Below are 16,742 nucleotides of genomic sequence, written 5' to 3' on the forward strand. Positions count from 1 at the left end.
TGATCGAATGAGTGTCGTAACCCATATCGATACCGGAGGTCCTCACCTTTTCAACTCACGCCACGCACACAACCTCCGTGGGAAGAACACCTAAGGAGCGCCTCATGTCTGATGAAGCTAGCACCCAACGTTGGCGTGATCAGTCTTTTTTTCCCCCACTCGTTCGTAGTGGGTTTCACCGAGAAAGCAGTCCGTACCCCCCATTTCGAGCGAGCGGCCATTCAGAAAATGCAGATTGGAGCGGTCTTCCCATCGTAAAATTAGGCCAGAACAGGCCGAATCCAGGATGAGGACCGCCCGGTCAACTGACCCCCATTTTTTTTACTGACACCCTCAGGACTAGAAGAGGTACCCCCTCTCACTAGGGGTGCTCCAGGTCCATCGTGTTTCGCGACACACCGGGGCGAAGACGCGGCCTGGCGCGCAGGAGAGTCGCGAAATTACTCAGCTTGTGGTGGGCGAGCCGAACCACTCGGTGAAGAAGACCCAGAAGTTGCGGTTGCCATATGACGAGCACGCGTCGCCCTGCCCGCGCGGATTCGCGAGAGCAGCAGCATTTGGCTGGTACGGCGTGTAGTTGTAGAGGGCTGCCGTCGCAGGGTTGCGGATATTCACTACTGCCGCCCCACACGTGGAGCGCGGGCTGAACTGAACCGCGACCGGTCCAACCCGGTAGCGCCAGTATCCGGGATCCAGCAGATAGTTACGCAGCTGTTGTGCCGCTCGATAGACCTGGGAGGCGAAGCCGTAGAACTCCGTGTCGCACGCCGCAGAATCGGGGCATCCGTATCCCATTGCGACCCGGTAGGCACGGTCAGTCGGTGACACCGTGGTGATGAGCCCCTGCTCCTTCTGAAGCATCACCAACAGCACCTGCGGGTTAATCTGGCACGCCCGGGCCACCCGAAACACGATCCGACTGGCGAGCACGCGGGATTCACCCTCGATAGCCGCACACTGGCCGCCATCTGAGGCTGGTCGGGCGGGCAATTCGGAGCTATACGCACGAAGGCAGATGGTGGCGCTGGTGAATGCGCAGCCAGGTGCCCGTTCGGCGATGAAGGCCTGCACTTGCAGTTCGGTCATCGATCGCGAATCGGAGAGAACCTCGTCGGAAAGGATGTAGCCGGGATCGAAAACCGCGCCCGTCGCGACAGGCAAATCAAGCACCGGCACCGGCACCGCTGCAGCAGGTGGCTGATCGGGCGGGAGCCAGGTAAAAACCACGATAAGGACTGTTGCGAGCGCCGTTGCAGCCGTCACCGCACGCAGTGAGGCGGCAGATCGAGATGCAAAGAAATGGAAGAACGGCATGCGGCAATCTTCGCCGACGTGCTCACCGCCGTGTGCGATATTTACGACGTAGGGCGCCCAGCCGATCCGGATGGACGCCCTCCGTCAGAGCGGATTGCTACAGCGCGGCAAGCTCCTCGATCACGCGATCACCGGGAGCGGCGTTCACCATCGATGCCGTGATCTCGGCGCGGCCGAGCAACTCGTCCATTCGACGGCGACGCGCCTTCGAGATCAGTGTCACGACGGTTCCGGCCTTGCCCGCACGGCCAGTTCGGCCGGAGCGGTGCAGGTAGGTCTTGTATTCGTCGGGCGCGTCGGCCTGGATCACGAGGGAGATGTCATCGACGTGGATGCCGCGGGCCGCGACATCCGTCGCCACAAGCACATTGACCCGACCGCTGGTCAACAGTTGGAGGTTGCGCGTGCGACGGGACTGGTTCAGGTCACCATGTAGCGAGGTGGCCGGGATGCCGGCATCCTCGAGCTGGTCGGCCAACTGCTCGGCGAACGCGCGGGTGCGGGCAAAAATCAGTGTCTTGCCCTCACCAGCAGAGAGCTCCTCGATGATGCGGGTCTTGTCGCGCTGCTCAATGAGCAGAACGCGGTGGTCAATCGTGGAGGAGGCCTGGTCTTCACCTGCGACCTCGTGCACGGCCGGTTCCTTGAGGAACTGCTTGACGAGGGTAGCGACACCCTTGTCGAGCGTTGCGGAGAACAGCAGCTTTTGGCCGCCCTTCTTCGTGGATTCCAGGATGCGCTGAACCGGCTCGAGGAAGCCGAGGTCGCACATGTGATCGGCCTCGTCGAGCACCGTGACGAAGACCTCGCTCAGGTCGAGACGACCCTGTTCGATCAAGTCCTCGACGCGACCGGGGGTGGCGATGACGATGTCAACTCCGCGCTGGAGGGTGGAGACCTGCTTGTACTGCGGAACGCCACCGACAATTGTCGTGGTGAACAGTCCGACGCTGCGGGCGATCGGCTGCACCGTGCGGTCGATCTGCATGGCGAGCTCACGAGTCGGGGCCAGGATTAGCGCGCGGGGCTTGCGGCCCGGCTTACGTCCGGCGCCACCCATGTTCTCCATGAGGCGCTCGACGAGAGGAGCGCCGAAAGCGATCGTCTTGCCGGATCCGGTCTTACCGCGGCCGAGAACATCCTTGCCAGCGAGGACATCGGGGATGGTGGCGGCTTGGATCGGGAACGGTGTCTCTGCACCCATCAGCACGAGCTGGCGCGACATGTTGTCGCCGATGCCGAGGTCTTTCCAGGTGACACCGGCCGCGTCGCCCGCGGTAATGACTTGGGCCTCGAGACGCTCGAGCACGACATCTTCGTGAGCAGCAAAAGCCATCGACTTCGCGTCGTTCTTGGCCGGGTAATAGTCGCTGTCTCGGCGGGGTGCGCGGTCGTCATAGGAGCGAGCCGGACGGTCGTTGTAGGCCGGACGCTCCGTGCGAGCCGGACGGTCACCATACGAGCGATCAGACTGTGCCGGACGATCGGTGCGAGCCGGACGGTCGTTATAGACCGGGCGGTCGGTGCGAGCCGGACGGTCGTTATACGAGCGATCAGACTGCGCCGGACGATCCGTGCGGGCCGGTCGGTCGTTATAGGCCGGACGCTCCGTGCGAGCCGGCCGATCGTTATAGACCGGACGCTCGGTGCGAGCCGGTCGGTCGTTATACGAGCGATCAGATTGTGCCGGGCGGTCGGTGCGAGCCGGTCGGTCGTTATAGGCCGGACGCTCCGTGCGAGCCGGACGGTCGTTATAGGCCGGACGGGCCGGGCGGTCGGTGGTGTTGTACGACGGGCGAGCCGGACGATCGTTATAGGAGGGACGCTCAGTGCGCTCGCCGTAGGACGGGCGCTCGGTACGCTGCGGGCGGTCGCCGTAAGAGGGCCGAGCCGGACGCTCGGTGGTCGGGGTCCAGTTCGGACGGCGATCTGTGGATGCCGGACGCTCAGCGCCGGCCGGGCGGTCACCGGTGCGCGAGGCGCGCTCATCAGCATTCCAGCGCTTCTTCACCGGGGCGTCGTTATGAAACCCGCGGTGGCCCTCGCTTCGGCTCCCGTTTTTGGCGGGCCCGGCGGAGTTGTACTTCTTGACAGGTCGGCCTGAGGCCGCTTTTTTATCGAAAGGCATGGTGGTATTTCCGGGTTGTGTTTAATTGCATGGCAGTGCACTGCCAACAAGCAGTGCTTCTGCTGGAACCCGGGCAGTCTTTGGCCAGGACCGTTTCACATACGTGATTGTTCCCACGTATTCCAGGGAGTAGCTGGAGGCATTCTCTTATGGCGAGAACTGAGGGAAACCGGCCCAAAAGACTTACAAACCCATTCGCGTTTATCTCGCGATGTCAAGAGCCGACCCGGCCATGTTACAGGATGCCCGCCGAAAGCGCATCAATTTGGTACCAATGTGTGCACGAGGAGCGTCAACGCTCGAAACGAGCAGCCTCGGCACCATCAACTGCACTCCGGATGCGTGCGCCCATGTCATCGGACAGCTCCGGCAGGGCGTCCAGCGAAAACCACGCGGCCTCGGTGTTCTCGCCATCGGCCGGAAACGGCTCCCCCGATACCCAACTGCAGCGGAAGACCAAGTCGAGATATCGCGACCGGTCACCATTGGGATAGGTCACGGGATCGATCACCTTGACCCAAGACAGCGACTCAGCGTGCGCGACAACATCCGCCTCCTCAAGCACCTCGCGCTCAGCAGCGACGGCGGGTTCCTCACCGGGGTCCACGATGCCGGTTACTGGCGTCCAGGCGCCGCTGTCAGCGCGCCGCACCAACAGCACCTCAGGACCCTCAGCACCTCCCGAACCCCCGACACCACGCAACACGACGGCAGTCACACCCGGCAGCCAGAGCTCATCGTGCCCGATCTTCTCGCGCAGAGCGAGCACGAAATCGGGGGTGGCCATCCGACGAGCCTAGCTTTGCGTGCCAGCCACCGCCGGCAGTGCCGCCTTCGCCGCGCGACGATCCGTGCGGCGTTCCTTCGCACCCTCGACCAGGTAATAGAGCACCGGCAGCACGATCAGCGTGAGGAGAGTGGATGACACGAGCCCACCGATCACGACGATCGCGAGCGGCTGCGAGATGAACCCACCCTTGCCGGTGAGCCCGATACCGAGGGGCAACAGAGCGAAGATCGTCGCGAGGGCGGTCATGAGGATCGGCCGGAGACGGCGGGAGGCACCGTTGATGATCGCCTCGGTCACCCTCATTCCGCGTGTGCGGTACTGGTTGATCAGATCCACGAGCACGATGGCGTTCGTCACGACGATTCCGATCAGCATGAGCACCCCGATCAGCGATGCGACACCGAGCGGCACCCCGGAGACCACCTGGAGCACGATTGCGCCGGTCGCTGCGAACGGAATGGATGCGAGCAGCAGCAGTGGCTGCCTGAGGCTCTTGAACGTGGCCACCATTACGACATAGACGACCAGGATTGCGGCGAGCAGTGCGAGTCCGAGCTGTCTGAACGAGTCGCTTTGCTGGGTGGTCACTCCGCCGAGCGTCGCGGTGGCACTCGCCGGCATGCTCGCCTTGGCCACAGCGGCCGTCACGATTGCTGAGGCACTCCCCGTGTTATCCGTCGCTGGCGTGACGGTGATGGTAGCGCTGCGCAGCCCCTTGATAGTGGTGATGCTCGAGGGTCCGTTCACCGTGGAGACTGTGGCGAGATCACTGAGCGGCACGATGCCGGCCACCGTGGGAATCGAGAATGCTTTCAACTCGTCCGTGGTTGTCGGAGCGTTCGTGTTGTTCACGTAGATAGACAGGGTCTTGCCGTCGATGACCACGTTTCCGGTGGCGCTCGGGTTCATCGCCTGGGTGACGATGCCACCGACCTGCACCTCGCTCAGCCCGGCCGCTGCCGCCTTCGCCCGGTCGATCTGCACCGCGATGTATGGCAGTGAGGCCGACAGGTTGCTCGATGCGCGCGAAACGACGGCGAGGTCTTTCACCGTGGCGAGAATGGCGTCGGATGCCGCGCGCAGATCCGCATCGCTGCCAGCAGTGATGTTGACCTGGATGTCAGACGAGGTGAAACCGCCCTGGGCGGAAGCGACCGCGAGCTCACCCTTGCCGGTGATCGTCTTCAGCTCGGATGCGACGGTCGCCTGCAGCTTTGCCTGGTCGGCGGCCGGGTCGGTGGTGACGGAAAAGATGCTCGATCCCGAACCGGAGAATGCCGCTCGAAGCGCGCTACCGCCGGATCCGATGGTGAGCAGTACGGTGTCGACACCCGTGATCTTGCTCAGGGTGGCCTCGACCTCCTTCGACGCGGCATCCTGGGTCTCCAGGCTGGTACCCAGGGGAAGTGTCTGGGTCACCGTGAGCGTGTTCTGCCCGGTATTGCCGATGAAATTGGTCTTGAGGCTTGTCGCAAGCAGCCCGCTACCCGCCAGGAGCACGAGCGCGGCGACGAGCACGATCGCAGGGGATTTGAGGGTCCAGCGGATGACCGGAAGGTAGACCTTCTGCAGACGCGTGACCTGCTCGACCTGCTCGACCCGCGTGACCTGCGTGACCTGCTCGACAGCGACATCCCCGGAATGTTTGTGCGCGACCTTCTTGCTCCCAAGGAACCAGTAGGCGAGCACCGGCACGATCGTGAGGGACACGAACAGCGACGCGAGCAGCGCCATCGTCACCGTGAGGGCGAAGGGGCGGAACAGCTCTCCGGTGAGCCCACCGACGAGCGCGATCGGCAGAAACACTGCGACCGTGGTGATCGTGGAGGCGGTCACGGCTGTGGAGACCTCGCGCACGGCGGTCAGGATGGCTGGCAGCTTCTCCTCGCCGAGACCGATGTGCCGTTTGATGTTCTCGATCACGACGATGGAGTCGTCCACGACTCGACCAATCGCGATCGTCAGCGCCGCGAGGGTGATGACGTTGAGGGTGTAGCCCGCGGCCTGCATTCCGATGAAGGTGATCAGCACCGAGACCGGGATCGAGATCGCCGTCACGAGGGTCGAGCGCACGGAAAACAGGAAGACCAGAATGATGATCACGGCGAAGATGAGGCCGAGCAGTCCCTCTTGCGCAAGGCTGTCGATCGACTGGGTGATCGAGGGCGCCTGATCGGCGACGACGGTGAACTTCGTGTTAGACCCGAGCTGCCTCTCGAGATTCGGGATATCGTCGCGCACAATCTGAGACACCGTCACCGTGTTGCCGATGGCGGACTTCGTGATGTTGAGGGTGACGGCAGGTTTGCTATTGACGCTCGAGTAGCCGCTGGTCGGATCGTTGACGACGGCAACGGTGGCGACATCCGCAATCGTCGGGGCGGTGAGCGCCCGGGAACCGAGCAGTGGGAGGGCCGCGATCTCATCGGTGGTGGCGATGCGGGAACCGGACTGAACCGTGAGTGTCTTGCTGTCTTCGGTGATCGATCCGCTCGCCAGCAGCGTGCCATTGGCCGTGAGCGCAGTCTTGATCGACTGGATGCTGAGGCCACCGGCCGTCAGTTTGGCAGCATCCGGAGTGATCGTCACCCGCTGGGATGCCGCCCCGAGCAGGCTCACGTCGCTGACCCCCTTCAGCTGCTTCAGGTTCGTCACGGTGAGGGTGGAGAGTTTGGAGGCGAGGGTGTTGGCGTCCATGTCGCTGGTTACCGCGAGTTGGATGACCGGTAAATCGCTCAGGCTGAAGGTGATGACCTGCGGCGTGACGCTCGAGGGCAATCGCGTCTTAATTCGGTCGAGGGCGAGCTGCACCTTCTGCTCCGAGGTGGCTATGTCGGTGCCGTATGCGAATGACGCGGTGACGGTCGATGCCGAGGTATTGGATGTTGCCGTGGTCGAATCGAGATTTTCGATGCCCTGAAGCGCGCTCTCGATCGGAGTGCTGATGTCGGTGTTCACCACGTCGGGGGATGCGCCGGGGTAGGAGGTGACGATGAACACCGAGGGCAGCGAGAGGGAGGGGATCAGCTCCTGCTTGAACGAGGTGAGGGCCAGACCACCGAAGATTCCGATCACGATGGTGACCAGCGCGATGAGGGCGCGGTTGCGCAGGCTGAAAACTGAAAACAGATGCACGGGGAAGTCTCTCAGGAGCGGTGGCAGGAAAAAGCGCACGACCATGTGCTCCCTCGAATTGTCTCAGGGCTCTCTGGGGGTCTGCATACTCTCGAGGGAGTAACGTCCATTCTTTCAGCCACACCACTTCAGCGAGGATTGACCCATGATGATCCGCCGTGTGCCGCAGCTGCTCATAGGTTTATTCCTATACGGGGTCGCGATCGCGCTGATGGTGCAGGCCGGCATCGGTGTCTCGCCCTGGGATGTCCTCACGCAGGGCATCGCGCGGCAGACCGGGCTACCGTTCGGTCTCATCACGAATATCGTTGGACTTCTTGTGCTGCTGCTCTGGATCCCCATCCGCCAAAAACCCGGCCTCGGCACACTGCTCAACGTGCTGCTGATCGGGCCAAGTGCCCAGTTCGGCCTCTGGCTACTACCGGTGGCACAGCAGCTGTGGGAGCAGGTGGTGTTCTTCGCCGGCGGACTTGCACTGCTCGCCGTCGCGACAGGCCTCTATATTGGTGCGCGATTCGGACCCGGCCCTCGCGATGGTCTTATGACGGGAATCCACCGCCGCTGGGGCTGGCGCCTGTGGATCGTGCGTACGTCGATCGAGCTGACGGTACTGGCCATTGGCTGGTTGCTCGGTGGAAACGTCGGTATCGGCACGCTGCTGTTCGCGCTGCTCATCGGTCCGATGGTGAACCTGACGATCCCGCTGCTGACCGTGCCGACGCGAACATCCACCTCCCGTTTTCACGACCACCCCCCTGTCAACACACGACGGCGGTCGTAAAAACGCGAGATGGTGCGGCGGATGTGACGGAAACAGTTTTCGACGGGCGCGCGGTTCCGGTGTAGTGTCGCACATCGTGAATACCGAAGTTCGGTCGCCGAAGCGTTGGCTGATCGGTGAACCGCTGGCCTCCGAGAAACTGGAGGGCCAGCTGCTCCCGAAGCGGCTCGCGCTGCCCATTTTCGCGAGCGACGCGCTGTCATCAGTGGCCTACGCGCCGCAGGAACTGCTGCTGATCCTCACCCTTGGCGGCCTCGCCTTCCTCAGTTTCGCACCCTGGGTTGCCGCCGCTGTCGTGCTGCTACTCATCGTGGTTGTCACCTCCTACCGCCAGTTGATCAAGGCCTATCCCTCCGGCGGCGGTGACTACGAGGTCGCACACAAGAACCTCGGTGAGAAGGCCGGGCTGGTCGTCGCATCCGCACTGCTGGTTGACTACATCCTCACCGTCACGGTGTCCGTCGCCTCCGGGGTCGACAACATCATCTCCGCATTCCCTGCGCTCAACGCCTATCGGGTCGAACTAGCGGTCGGATTCGTGGTGCTACTCGCCGCGATCAACCTGCGCGGAGTCGCAGAATCGAGCCGGGCATTCGCACTGCCGACCTACCTCTTCGTCGGAAGCACTGCCCTGATGATCGGGGTCGGGCTCACCCGCGCAGCGCTCGGCGACGCCCCGATCGCGGCATCTTCGGAGTTCACCGTCAAGGATCCGGCGAGCCTCACCCAGATCGCCTTCATCCTGCTGCTGCTGCGGGCTTTTGCCAGCGGATGTTCCGCCCTCACCGGTGTCGAGGCTGTCGCCAATGGCGTGCCAGCGTTCCGCCGCCCGAAGGTCAAAAACGCGCAGCGCACTCTCGTGCTGATGGGCTCCATCGCGATCGTGCTCTTCATTGGGATCACGACTCTCGCGCTGATCAGTAAGGTGCACTACGCAGAGTCGGCGTGTGACCTCATCGGTTTTGAAAACTGCACGACCGCGCCCCAGACCAGTGTGATCTCACAGATCGCGGCTGCCACCTTCCCCGGGGCTGGATACTTCATGTTCTACGTGATCCAGGGCACAACTGCACTGGTGCTGCTGCTTGCCGCCAACACCGCCTTCAATGGGTTCCCCCTGCTCGGCTCGGTACTCGCTCGGGATTCCTACGCGCCCAAATCACTCCAGACCCGAGGTGACCGCCTCGTCTACTCCAATGGGGTACTCGTGCTCAGCGGCGCGGCGATATTCCTTCTGGTCGTCTATCGTGCCAACCTCACTCAGCTCATCCAGCTCTACATCATTGGCGTCTTCGTCTCCTTCACCCTCGGCCAGATCGGCATGGTGGTGCACTGGACCCGGATGCTGCGCGACGGCACCGCGACGCTGTCACAGAGCGAACGCCGCCAGGTCTGGCGCAGCCGGGCGATCAACGCCACCGGTGCGACTTTCACCGGCATCGTGCTGATCGTGGTCACGATCACCAAGTTCACCCACGGCGCCTGGCTGGTGTTCGCAATCATGCCTGTTCTTTTCATATTGATGCTTCGGATCAATCGGTACTACGCCAAGGTGGCCAAAGATATCGAAGTGGACTCCACCACCACGTTCGGCGCCACCGGTGACCACGCGGTCGTGCTCGTCGGCACGATGCAGAAGCCGACCCTCAAGGCGCTCGACTACGCCATCGCCGCGCGTCACGAGAGCATCGAAGCGGTGCATATCAACATCGACGACCGGGCCTCTGAGCAGCTGTCGAAGCAGTGGGACGAGATGAACATCCAGGTGCCGTTGCGCATCGTGCCCTCTCCCTACCGCGATATCAGCATGCCCCTGACTGCATATATCAAGGCGCGTCGGATCGAAGTCGGCTCCGAGGTCATCACGGTCTACACGCCGCAGTACATCGTGGGCCACTGGTGGGAGAACCTGCTGCATAACCACAAGGCCCGCCGCATCCGCCAGAAGCTGATGCTCGTGCACGGTGTCACGATCGCGCTGGTGCCGTGGCTACTCGACTCATCACGCAACCTGTATACCCGCTCGTATCGCCCGTATCCCGGCGAATCCCGGCGTGGCGAACCCCGGCGTCCCCTGCTGCGCAAGCCCCTTCCGCCAGCCGCGCCTGCGGCCCCGAAAGCGGGCGTCCTCTTCGGCGGAGGACGTGCCGAGAGCCAGGTGGACCGTGCCGCACGCCTCGCCCGGGAGTCAGCTGCGAAGAAGTCCGCGGCGAGGAACTCCTCCTCGACCCAGAAGTAGTCCGCATGCCTGGCTGGCGTGAGGCAGTGGCTGTGGTCGCCGGTGGGGTGGTCGGCACCGGACTCCGGCTCACCCTCGACACCGTGATCCCCCACGGGGACGCTGATTTTCCACTCAGCACCCTGCTCATCAACGTTGTGGGATCGTTCGCTCTCGGTGCCCTGGTCGCAACGCTCTGGCGGCGGTCGAACACTCCCAACTGGCTCAAGGTCGGCCTCGGCTCCGGCCTGATCGGTTCCTTTACTACGTTCTCAGCGCTCATCGTCTCGCTGTTGTCCGAAGCGCAGCGTGGCGCGTGGATGCTCGCGGTGCTGTATCTCGCGCTCTCCCTCGTGCTCGGCCTCGGTGCCGCGCTCCTCGGGCTCAGCCTCGGACGGCGGCCGAGGCAGGCACCGCTGGAGATTGACATGGTGGACGAGTGAGTCCGGCACTGGTGATCGCGGTGCTCGCCTCCGGTGCACTCGGGGCCCTCGCCCGGTACGGCATCTCGCTCGCGTTCATCCGCGCCACTCGGTTTCCCCGGGCAGTGCTCGTGGTCAACGTGGCAGGGTGCCTGCTCGGCGGCGGGGTGCTGGCGCTTTCTGACGGGGGCATCATCGATAGCGGCCTCCACCTCATCCTCCTCACCGGTATTGCAGGCGGCCTCACGACCTTCAGCACCTTCTCGGTCGAGACCCTGCAATTTGCCCTCTCGGGACGCTGGCGCGCCGCGGTTGCGAACGTCGTCATCAACCTCGTGCTTGGTCTCGGCGCTGCAATGGCGGCCTACTTCATCGTGTACTGGTTTCTGCTGCTGAATCAGTACCAGCCGTAGCGGTACTGGTGGCGAAGGGGTCAGCCTCGCGCGGGCAGGTCAGAGGTTCGACAGCAGCGCGACGACCTGGCGAGCGATCTGCCGGCCGGCTCGGTTCGCTCCGATCGTGCTCGCCTGGGGTCCATACCCGGCGAAGAATATACGACCGTCCTTCCAGGACGATCCCCCGCCGACGCTGACTCCGCCCTCCTTCTCCCTCAGCTTGAGGGGAGCGAGGTGTCGTAGCTCCGGACGGAACCCAGTGGACCAGACAATCGCATCCGCGAGCTGGAATGTCCCGTCGGCCCAGCGCACCCCATCCGGCTCGATCGACGCGAACATCGGTTTGGCGACCAGCGTGCCCCGATCGATACCAGCCTGGATACGGCGAGTTCGGGGCACCCCGGTGCCGCTCACGACGCTCGGCAGAGCTCGACCGCTGCGCGCTGCTTCGTCCTGGGCCGCGACCGCTCGTGCACCGTCCTCCATGTTGAGCTCTCCCTCATCGAGAAACTCAATCGGTCGGCGCGAGACCCAGGTGAGGCTTTCGGTGTTACCCTCCAACTCGAGGAGGAAGCCGATTGCCGAGGTTCCCCCGCCGACGACGACGACGTTATGGCCCGCAAAGTCGGCGGCCGAGCTGTACTGCGTGGTGTGAACGTGTCGTCCGGCGAAATCGTTGAGGCCCGGATACCAGGGTACGAATGGCGAGCCCCACGTGCCGGTCGCATTGACGACGACGTCTGTTTCGAGTGCTCCGATACCGCCGTTCATCTCGAATCCGACCACCAGGTCGGTACCGCGATTGAACACCCGCTTCACGTCGACCGGTCGCCGCACCTGGAGTCCATAGTGCGCTTCGTACCGGGCGTAGTAGTCGGCCACGACATGCTTCGCCGGCTGGGTGCGGTCGGCGGAATCGAAACTGATGCCCAACTCATCCATGCCGGGCAGGTCGTTGATGTGGTGTGCCGAGCCGATGCGAAGCGCCTCCCAGCGATGCTGCCAAGCGCCGCCGGTGACCGGACCGCGGTCGAGAACAACAAAATCAGAACCCGGTTCGAGCCCGAGTCGGGTGAGGTAGAAGGAGACGGATAGTCCGGCTTGTCCCGCGCCGATTACGACGACTGAGGGAGAACCAGGCGAAGATGTCACGCGTCTACGTTAGCCGCCGCTGAGATGCCGCATAACGGAGGCAGCCGGGCATCGCGTGCATGCTAAAGTTGGCCTTTAGATTTTAGTTCCCTATTTGGTCAATTCCGGGCAGCTGCTCGCCAGTCAAGGCACCGCTTGTTCGGGATCAGAATCGTGAGGGGGTCAAGCCATGGGGCGCGGCCGTCAAAAAGCAAAGCACACCAAGGTGGCTCGTGAGCTGAAGTACTTCAGCCCGGACACCAACTACAACGCGCTCGAACGTGAGCTCACCCATCCCGTCACGGGAGCCCCGGTCGACCCCAAACTCGAGGAAGATCTCGAGAAGTGGCCGGAGTTCAGCGCGAGTTCGTACTCCCCCGGTACGTCAGAAATCACTGACGACGAGTACGAGCCCGACCAAAACAAGACCGCGTAGGGCCCCGGTCGCCGACCACCTCCCCTTTTTCTCACCACCGCCGTGTTCAGACACGACGGTGGTCGTAAAAGGCAGGGGTGGTATTACGGCGAGAAGCGGGAGGGGAGGGACGGGCCCCGCCGGGTTAGTCGCGGTAACGGCCCACCAAGCGCACGGCCCCGCCATCGACGCCCTTAGCCCCCTGCACCCAATCCGCCGGTCCCGAGCGGGCCGAGGAATCTGCCGGCCGCACCGGCGAGGCATCGAAGCCAGCGATGTCCCGCGGCGCGGTGGACACGACACCAAGAGTCCAGGCGGGGATGCCGCTGGCGGCTAGCTGCGCGATGACGGTGCCAGCGCTCGCTGCCTCGACCACGGCAATCATGCCGACGCCAAGGTTCCAGGTGCCCTCGGCCTCTTCCAGGCTGAGGGATCCCCAGTCGGTAAGTACCCGGAACACCGGCGCTGGCGACCAGGTGCTTCGCTCCAGTTCGACCCAGCTGCCGACCGGCAGCACGCGGGCGAGGTTCGCGGCGATGCCACCCCCGGTCACATGGCTGAGCGCATGCACCACGCCCGGGACATCCGCAAGCAGACCGAGCAGTGGCACCGTATACAGACGGGTGGGCTCGAGCAGCACCTCACCGACGAGGCCGCCAAGCTCAGCGGAGCGATCGAGGTAGGAGACCTGTGCCTGCCGCACGATGTGGCGCACGAGCGAGAAGCCATTGGAGTGCAGACCGGATGATTCGAGGGCGATGACTACGTCACCATCCACTACGAGATGGGCACCGAGTTGCGCGCCAGCTTCGACCGCGCCCGTCGCGGCTCCGGCGACGTCGTAGTCATCCGGTGCGAGAAGTCCGGGATGCTCCGCGGTCTCGCCGCCGACCAGAGCGGTCGCGGTCTCGCTGCAGCCGCGCGCGATGCCGGCGACGATGTCCGCGATGCGAGACGGCACGACCTTGCCGCAAGCAATGTAGTCGGTCATGAACAGTGGCGTTGCTCCGACCACGATGATGTCGTCGACGACCATGCCCACCAGGTCGATCCCGATCGTGTCGTGCTTATCGATGGCCTGGGCGATCGCGACCTTTGTGCCGACACCGTCGGTGGATGTCGCGAGCAGCGGTCGCTGAAAAGAGGTGAGGAACGACACGTCGAAGAGTCCGGCGAACCCTCCCACGCCGCCGACGACGCGTGATCCGTGGGTGGCCGAGACCGCCGACTTCATCAGTTCGACGGCGAGGTCTCCGGCCGCCGTATCGACGCCTGCCTCCGCGTACTTGTCAGCCATTCATCGTCCGTTCGTAAAGCGTGGAAGACTGGGATAAATCACCCCCAACTCTACGGTCTGGAGACTCACCGAGAATGTGCGGCATTGTCGGCATCGTTTCTTCGGAACCCGCCAACCAACAGGTCTATGACAGCCTCCTGCTCTTGCAGCACCGGGGCCAAGACTCGACCGGCATCGCCACCGCTGAGGGGCGTACTTTCCACATGGTGAAGGCGCGTGGCCAGGTTCGCGAGGCGTTTCGCACCCGAGACATGCGCAGCCTGCCAGGCAATATGGGGCTTGGGCACGTGCGTTATGCCACGAAAGGCAACGCCTTCAACGAGCAGGAGGCCCAGCCGTTCTACGTGAACGCCCCCTACGGAATCGTGCTCGTGCACAACGGCAACCTCACCAACACGCGCGAGCTCACCGAAGAGCTGTTCCATGTTGACCGTCGGCACCTCAATACCGATTCCGACACCGAGCTGCTGGTCAATGTGCTCGCGCACGAACTGCAGGAGCAGGTGACCGGGCCAGACCTCGATCCCGATCAGATCTTCGCGGCCGTCGAGCGGGTACACGAGCGCGTCGAGGGCTCCTACGCCACTATTGCGATGATTCCCGGATACGGTCTCCTCGCATTCCGGGATCCTTTCGGTATCCGCCCTCTCGTGCTCGGAAAGCGGGCACGCGGATTCGTCGGAAGTGACTGGATCGTGGCATCCGAGTCCCTCGTACTCGAGAGTGGCGGCTACGAGCTCGTGCGTGACATCGCGCCGGGCGAGGCAGTCTTCATCGCGTTAGACGGCGAGATGACGTCGCGCCAATGTGCCACGAACCCCACCCTTGTGCCGTGCTCATTCGAGTACGTCTATCTCGCCCGCCCCGACTCGATCATGAACGGCATCTCGGTATACGACGCGCGGCTTCGCCTCGGCAACCGCCTCGCCGACACAATCGCCGAATACACGCCACGCGGCGACATCGACGTGGTCATGCCCATTCCGGACTCCTCCCGGCCGGCCGCGATGCAGGTCGCCCGCAAGCTCGGGATCGAATACCGCGAGGGTTTCTACAAGAACCGCTACATCGGCCGCACGTTCATCATGCCCGGCCAGGCCGAGCGGAAGAAGTCGGTGAAGCAGAAACTCAACGCCATGGGTTCCGAGTTTCGCGGCAAGAATATCCTGATCGTCGACGACTCCATCGTGCGCGGGACGACCTCGAAGGAGATCGTGCAGATGGCCCGCGAGGCGGGCGCCAACAAGGTCACCTTCACTTCGGCTGCGCCTCCCGTGCGGTATCCCCACGTCTACGGCATCAACATGCCGAGCCGGCATGAGCTGATCGCCCACAATCGCAAGATCCCCGAGATCAAGCTGGAGATGGGATCCGATTACCTGATCTATCAGGAGGTCGCAGATATGCAGGCGGCTATCCTCGAGGGCTCGAATGTGAAGGCCCTCGAGATGAGCTGCTTCACCGGTGATTATGTGACCGGCACTGTGTCCCCGGAATACCTCGCCTGGGTCGAGCACACGCAGCTCAGCTGAGGTGGGGCCGAGCTGCTGGGCTTGCAGGTCGCTGAGTCTGTAGGGTGCTGGGTCTTCAGCGAGGTGGGCATCAGCGGATCTTCGAGTTGCCCGAACCGTGAGCACCGCGATGATGAGGCCGGACCGGATGGCGAGGGCGACCATGACGTGCGACCATGACGGGCGCGAGCCAGAGCAGTGTTCGGTGCCCGCTCCGACAGTTTCGGGCAGCAAGGCATCTGAGTCAATTACTGAAACTACCGGTTACCGGTTTCTGCGGACGATTCGGGCGCCTCACTATCGGCAGGTTCGTCGTCATAGGGCAGCGGATCCACCGTGGTGCGCTCGGCCATCCCGGTGCGGGCGCGACGGGTGAGCACAGTGTCGAGCAGAATCGCCATGATGGCGCCGATCAGCGCCCCAGCCGGCATTCCGAAGAGGAGAAAGTAGCCGAAAAGTGCGCCAAACCCGACCGACGGATCCGACGGAAATGACGCGGTGAGGATGAAGGTGGCAATGGCCCCAACCCCGGCCCCGATGATGAGAAACCGCGAGTACCGGGGAATCCGACGAACGGTGACCTCGGTCTCAACAGTGGTTTCCGCGGGTTCGAGCTGGTCAGGCTGCGCCGACTCAGGCTGCTCAGGTCCAGGCTGCTCAGGTCCAGGCTGCGCCGACTCAGGCTCCGTATCCGGTTCGGGGTGCGGCTCGGCGGCGGGGGTCATGCCCCTATTGTCCCAGACGGTTGCGGGGTAACCGCCCCAGCCCAGGGCAGCGGCAGGTGGGCGGAGAGATCGGCACGGGATCCGGATGCTGCGATCCGCCCGTGCTCGAGGGCGTCAGCCCATGTAGTGCCCCCGGTGGCAATTGCGAGCCAGGTGAGCGCATCCGTCTCCACCACGTTCGGCGGGGTTCCTCGTGTGTGGCCGGGACCGGCGATGCACTGCACGGCGCCGAAGGGGGGAACACGCACCTCGACAGAGTTGCCCGGGGCGCCATCCGCCAGCACCTGCAGCAGGTAGCGCGCGGCGGCAGCCTCGGTGTCGCGATCGGCCACTGTCGCGAGCGCGCGCTTCACCGCGTCGCGGCCAGCGGCATCCGTAATGCGTGCTTTGCCCATGCTTCTACGCTATCCCGGTGTCACGCGCTGCGTTACGCACGCGCTGCACTGCGCACGCGCTGCGTTATTCGCGCGGCATCGCTCA

14 protein-coding genes are annotated in these 16,742 nt (G+C 63.7%); 6 read left to right on the top strand and 8 right to left on the bottom strand.

The window, feature by feature from the left end; genetic code table 11:
• Positions 1-444 precede the first annotated feature (444 nt).
• The 4 genes from IWX88_RS10710 to IWX88_RS10725 form a co-directional block, all read right to left on the bottom strand.
• A complete protein-coding gene (locus tag IWX88_RS10710) occupies positions 445-1,314 on the bottom strand; it encodes a hypothetical protein (RefSeq protein ID WP_196830183.1) in 870 nt (289 codons plus the stop codon).
• Positions 1,315-1,411: 97 nt separating this feature from the next.
• Positions 1,412-3,442 (bottom strand): DEAD/DEAH box helicase, encoded by a 2,031-nt coding sequence (locus IWX88_RS10715; RefSeq protein ID WP_196830185.1) that lies wholly within the window; start codon positions 3,440-3,442, stop codon positions 1,412-1,414.
• 292 nt (positions 3,443-3,734) lie between these two features.
• Entirely contained in the window at positions 3,735-4,229 is a 495-nt protein-coding gene (locus tag IWX88_RS10720; RefSeq protein WP_196830187.1) for an NUDIX domain-containing protein, read from the bottom strand.
• A gap of 9 nt (positions 4,230-4,238) precedes the next feature.
• Positions 4,239-7,412, bottom strand: a complete 3,174-nt coding sequence (locus IWX88_RS10725; protein WP_231369200.1) for an efflux RND transporter permease subunit — start codon at positions 7,410-7,412, stop codon at positions 4,239-4,241.
• 100 nt (positions 7,413-7,512) lie between these two features.
• Here IWX88_RS10725 and IWX88_RS10730 point away from each other — a divergent pair, with 100 nt between their 5' ends.
• The 4 genes from IWX88_RS10730 to IWX88_RS10745 all read left to right on the top strand — a co-directional run bounded on the left by IWX88_RS10730 (position 7,513) and on the right by IWX88_RS10745 (position 11,201).
• The gene (locus IWX88_RS10730) at positions 7,513-8,148 is read left to right on the top strand and encodes a YitT family protein (protein WP_231369201.1); all 636 of its coding nucleotides are present in this window, start codon (positions 7,513-7,515) and stop codon (positions 8,146-8,148) included.
• A 76-nt stretch (positions 8,149-8,224) separates the two neighbouring features.
• Positions 8,225-10,387, top strand: coding sequence for an APC family permease (locus IWX88_RS10735; protein WP_370568316.1), 2,163 nt, complete (start codon positions 8,225-8,227; stop codon positions 10,385-10,387).
• A 5-nt stretch (positions 10,388-10,392) separates the two neighbouring features.
• Complete coding sequence (locus tag IWX88_RS10740; protein WP_196830189.1) at positions 10,393-10,809, top strand: CrcB family protein; 417 nt, start codon at positions 10,393-10,395, stop codon at positions 10,807-10,809.
• Positions 10,806-11,201: a CrcB family protein gene (locus IWX88_RS10745; protein WP_196830191.1), complete on the top strand. Its 396-nt coding sequence runs from the start codon at positions 10,806-10,808 to the stop codon at positions 11,199-11,201. The genes IWX88_RS10740 and IWX88_RS10745 overlap by 4 nt, the downstream gene beginning before the upstream one ends.
• Before the next feature lie 39 nt (positions 11,202-11,240).
• On the opposite strand, the gene IWX88_RS10750 is transcribed toward IWX88_RS10745, so the two are convergent.
• Complete coding sequence (locus IWX88_RS10750; RefSeq protein WP_196830193.1) at positions 11,241-12,335, bottom strand: NAD(P)-binding domain-containing protein; 1,095 nt, start codon at positions 12,333-12,335, stop codon at positions 11,241-11,243.
• Positions 12,336-12,504: 169 nt separating this feature from the next.
• Between IWX88_RS10750 and IWX88_RS10755 the strand changes: the two genes are divergently transcribed.
• Positions 12,505-12,750 (top strand): DUF3073 domain-containing protein, encoded by a 246-nt coding sequence (locus IWX88_RS10755; protein WP_196830195.1) that lies wholly within the window; start codon positions 12,505-12,507, stop codon positions 12,748-12,750.
• Between the two features lie 124 nt (positions 12,751-12,874).
• On the opposite strand, the gene purM is transcribed toward IWX88_RS10755, so the two are convergent.
• Positions 12,875-14,026 carry a phosphoribosylformylglycinamidine cyclo-ligase gene (gene purM, locus IWX88_RS10760; protein ID WP_196830197.1) on the bottom strand — a complete coding sequence of 384 codons (1,152 nt, stop codon included), beginning with the start codon at positions 14,024-14,026 and terminating at the stop codon, positions 12,875-12,877.
• 74 nt (positions 14,027-14,100) lie between these two features.
• Here purM and purF point away from each other — a divergent pair, with 74 nt between their 5' ends.
• A complete protein-coding gene (gene purF, locus IWX88_RS10765) occupies positions 14,101-15,558 on the top strand; it encodes an amidophosphoribosyltransferase (RefSeq protein ID WP_196830200.1) in 1,458 nt (485 codons plus the stop codon).
• Positions 15,559-15,794: 236 nt separating this feature from the next.
• Here purF and IWX88_RS10770 read toward each other — a convergent pair whose 3' ends face one another.
• Positions 15,795-16,262, bottom strand: a complete 468-nt coding sequence (locus tag IWX88_RS10770; RefSeq protein ID WP_196830202.1) for a GlsB/YeaQ/YmgE family stress response membrane protein — start codon at positions 16,260-16,262, stop codon at positions 15,795-15,797.
• On the bottom strand, positions 16,259-16,657 hold the full coding sequence (locus IWX88_RS10775) for a sterol carrier family protein (RefSeq protein WP_196830204.1): 399 nt from the start codon (positions 16,655-16,657) through the stop codon (positions 16,259-16,261). The genes IWX88_RS10770 and IWX88_RS10775 overlap by 4 nt, the downstream gene beginning before the upstream one ends.
• Positions 16,658-16,742 lie beyond the last annotated feature (85 nt).

Source organism: Frigoribacterium sp. CG_9.8, assembly GCF_015751965.1.
Classification (GTDB): domain Bacteria; phylum Actinomycetota; class Actinomycetes; order Actinomycetales; family Microbacteriaceae; genus Lacisediminihabitans.

Coding starts and splice junctions, on each gene's coding strand:
- IWX88_RS10710 (WP_196830183.1), bottom strand. CDS start 1,314: ATGCCGTTCTTCCATTTCTTTGCATCTCGATCTGCCGCCTCACTGCGT.
- IWX88_RS10715 (WP_196830185.1), bottom strand. CDS start 3,442: ATGCCTTTCGATAAAAAAGCGGCCTCAGGCCGACCTGTCAAGAAGTAC.
- IWX88_RS10720 (WP_196830187.1), bottom strand. CDS start 4,229: ATGGCCACCCCCGATTTCGTGCTCGCTCTGCGCGAGAAGATCGGGCAC.
- IWX88_RS10725 (WP_231369200.1), bottom strand. CDS start 7,412: ATGGTCGTGCGCTTTTTCCTGCCACCGCTCCTGAGAGACTTCCCCGTG.
- IWX88_RS10730 (WP_231369201.1), top strand. CDS start 7,513: ATGATGATCCGCCGTGTGCCGCAGCTGCTCATAGGTTTATTCCTATAC.
- IWX88_RS10740 (WP_196830189.1), top strand. CDS start 10,393: ATGCCTGGCTGGCGTGAGGCAGTGGCTGTGGTCGCCGGTGGGGTGGTC.
- IWX88_RS10755 (WP_196830195.1), top strand. CDS start 12,505: ATGGGGCGCGGCCGTCAAAAAGCAAAGCACACCAAGGTGGCTCGTGAG.
- purM (WP_196830197.1), bottom strand. CDS start 14,026: ATGGCTGACAAGTACGCGGAGGCAGGCGTCGATACGGCGGCCGGAGAC.
- purF (WP_196830200.1), top strand. CDS start 14,101: ATGTGCGGCATTGTCGGCATCGTTTCTTCGGAACCCGCCAACCAACAG.
- IWX88_RS10770 (WP_196830202.1), bottom strand. CDS start 16,262: ATGACCCCCGCCGCCGAGCCGCACCCCGAACCGGATACGGAGCCTGAG.
- IWX88_RS10775 (WP_196830204.1), bottom strand. CDS start 16,657: ATGGGCAAAGCACGCATTACGGATGCCGCTGGCCGCGACGCGGTGAAG.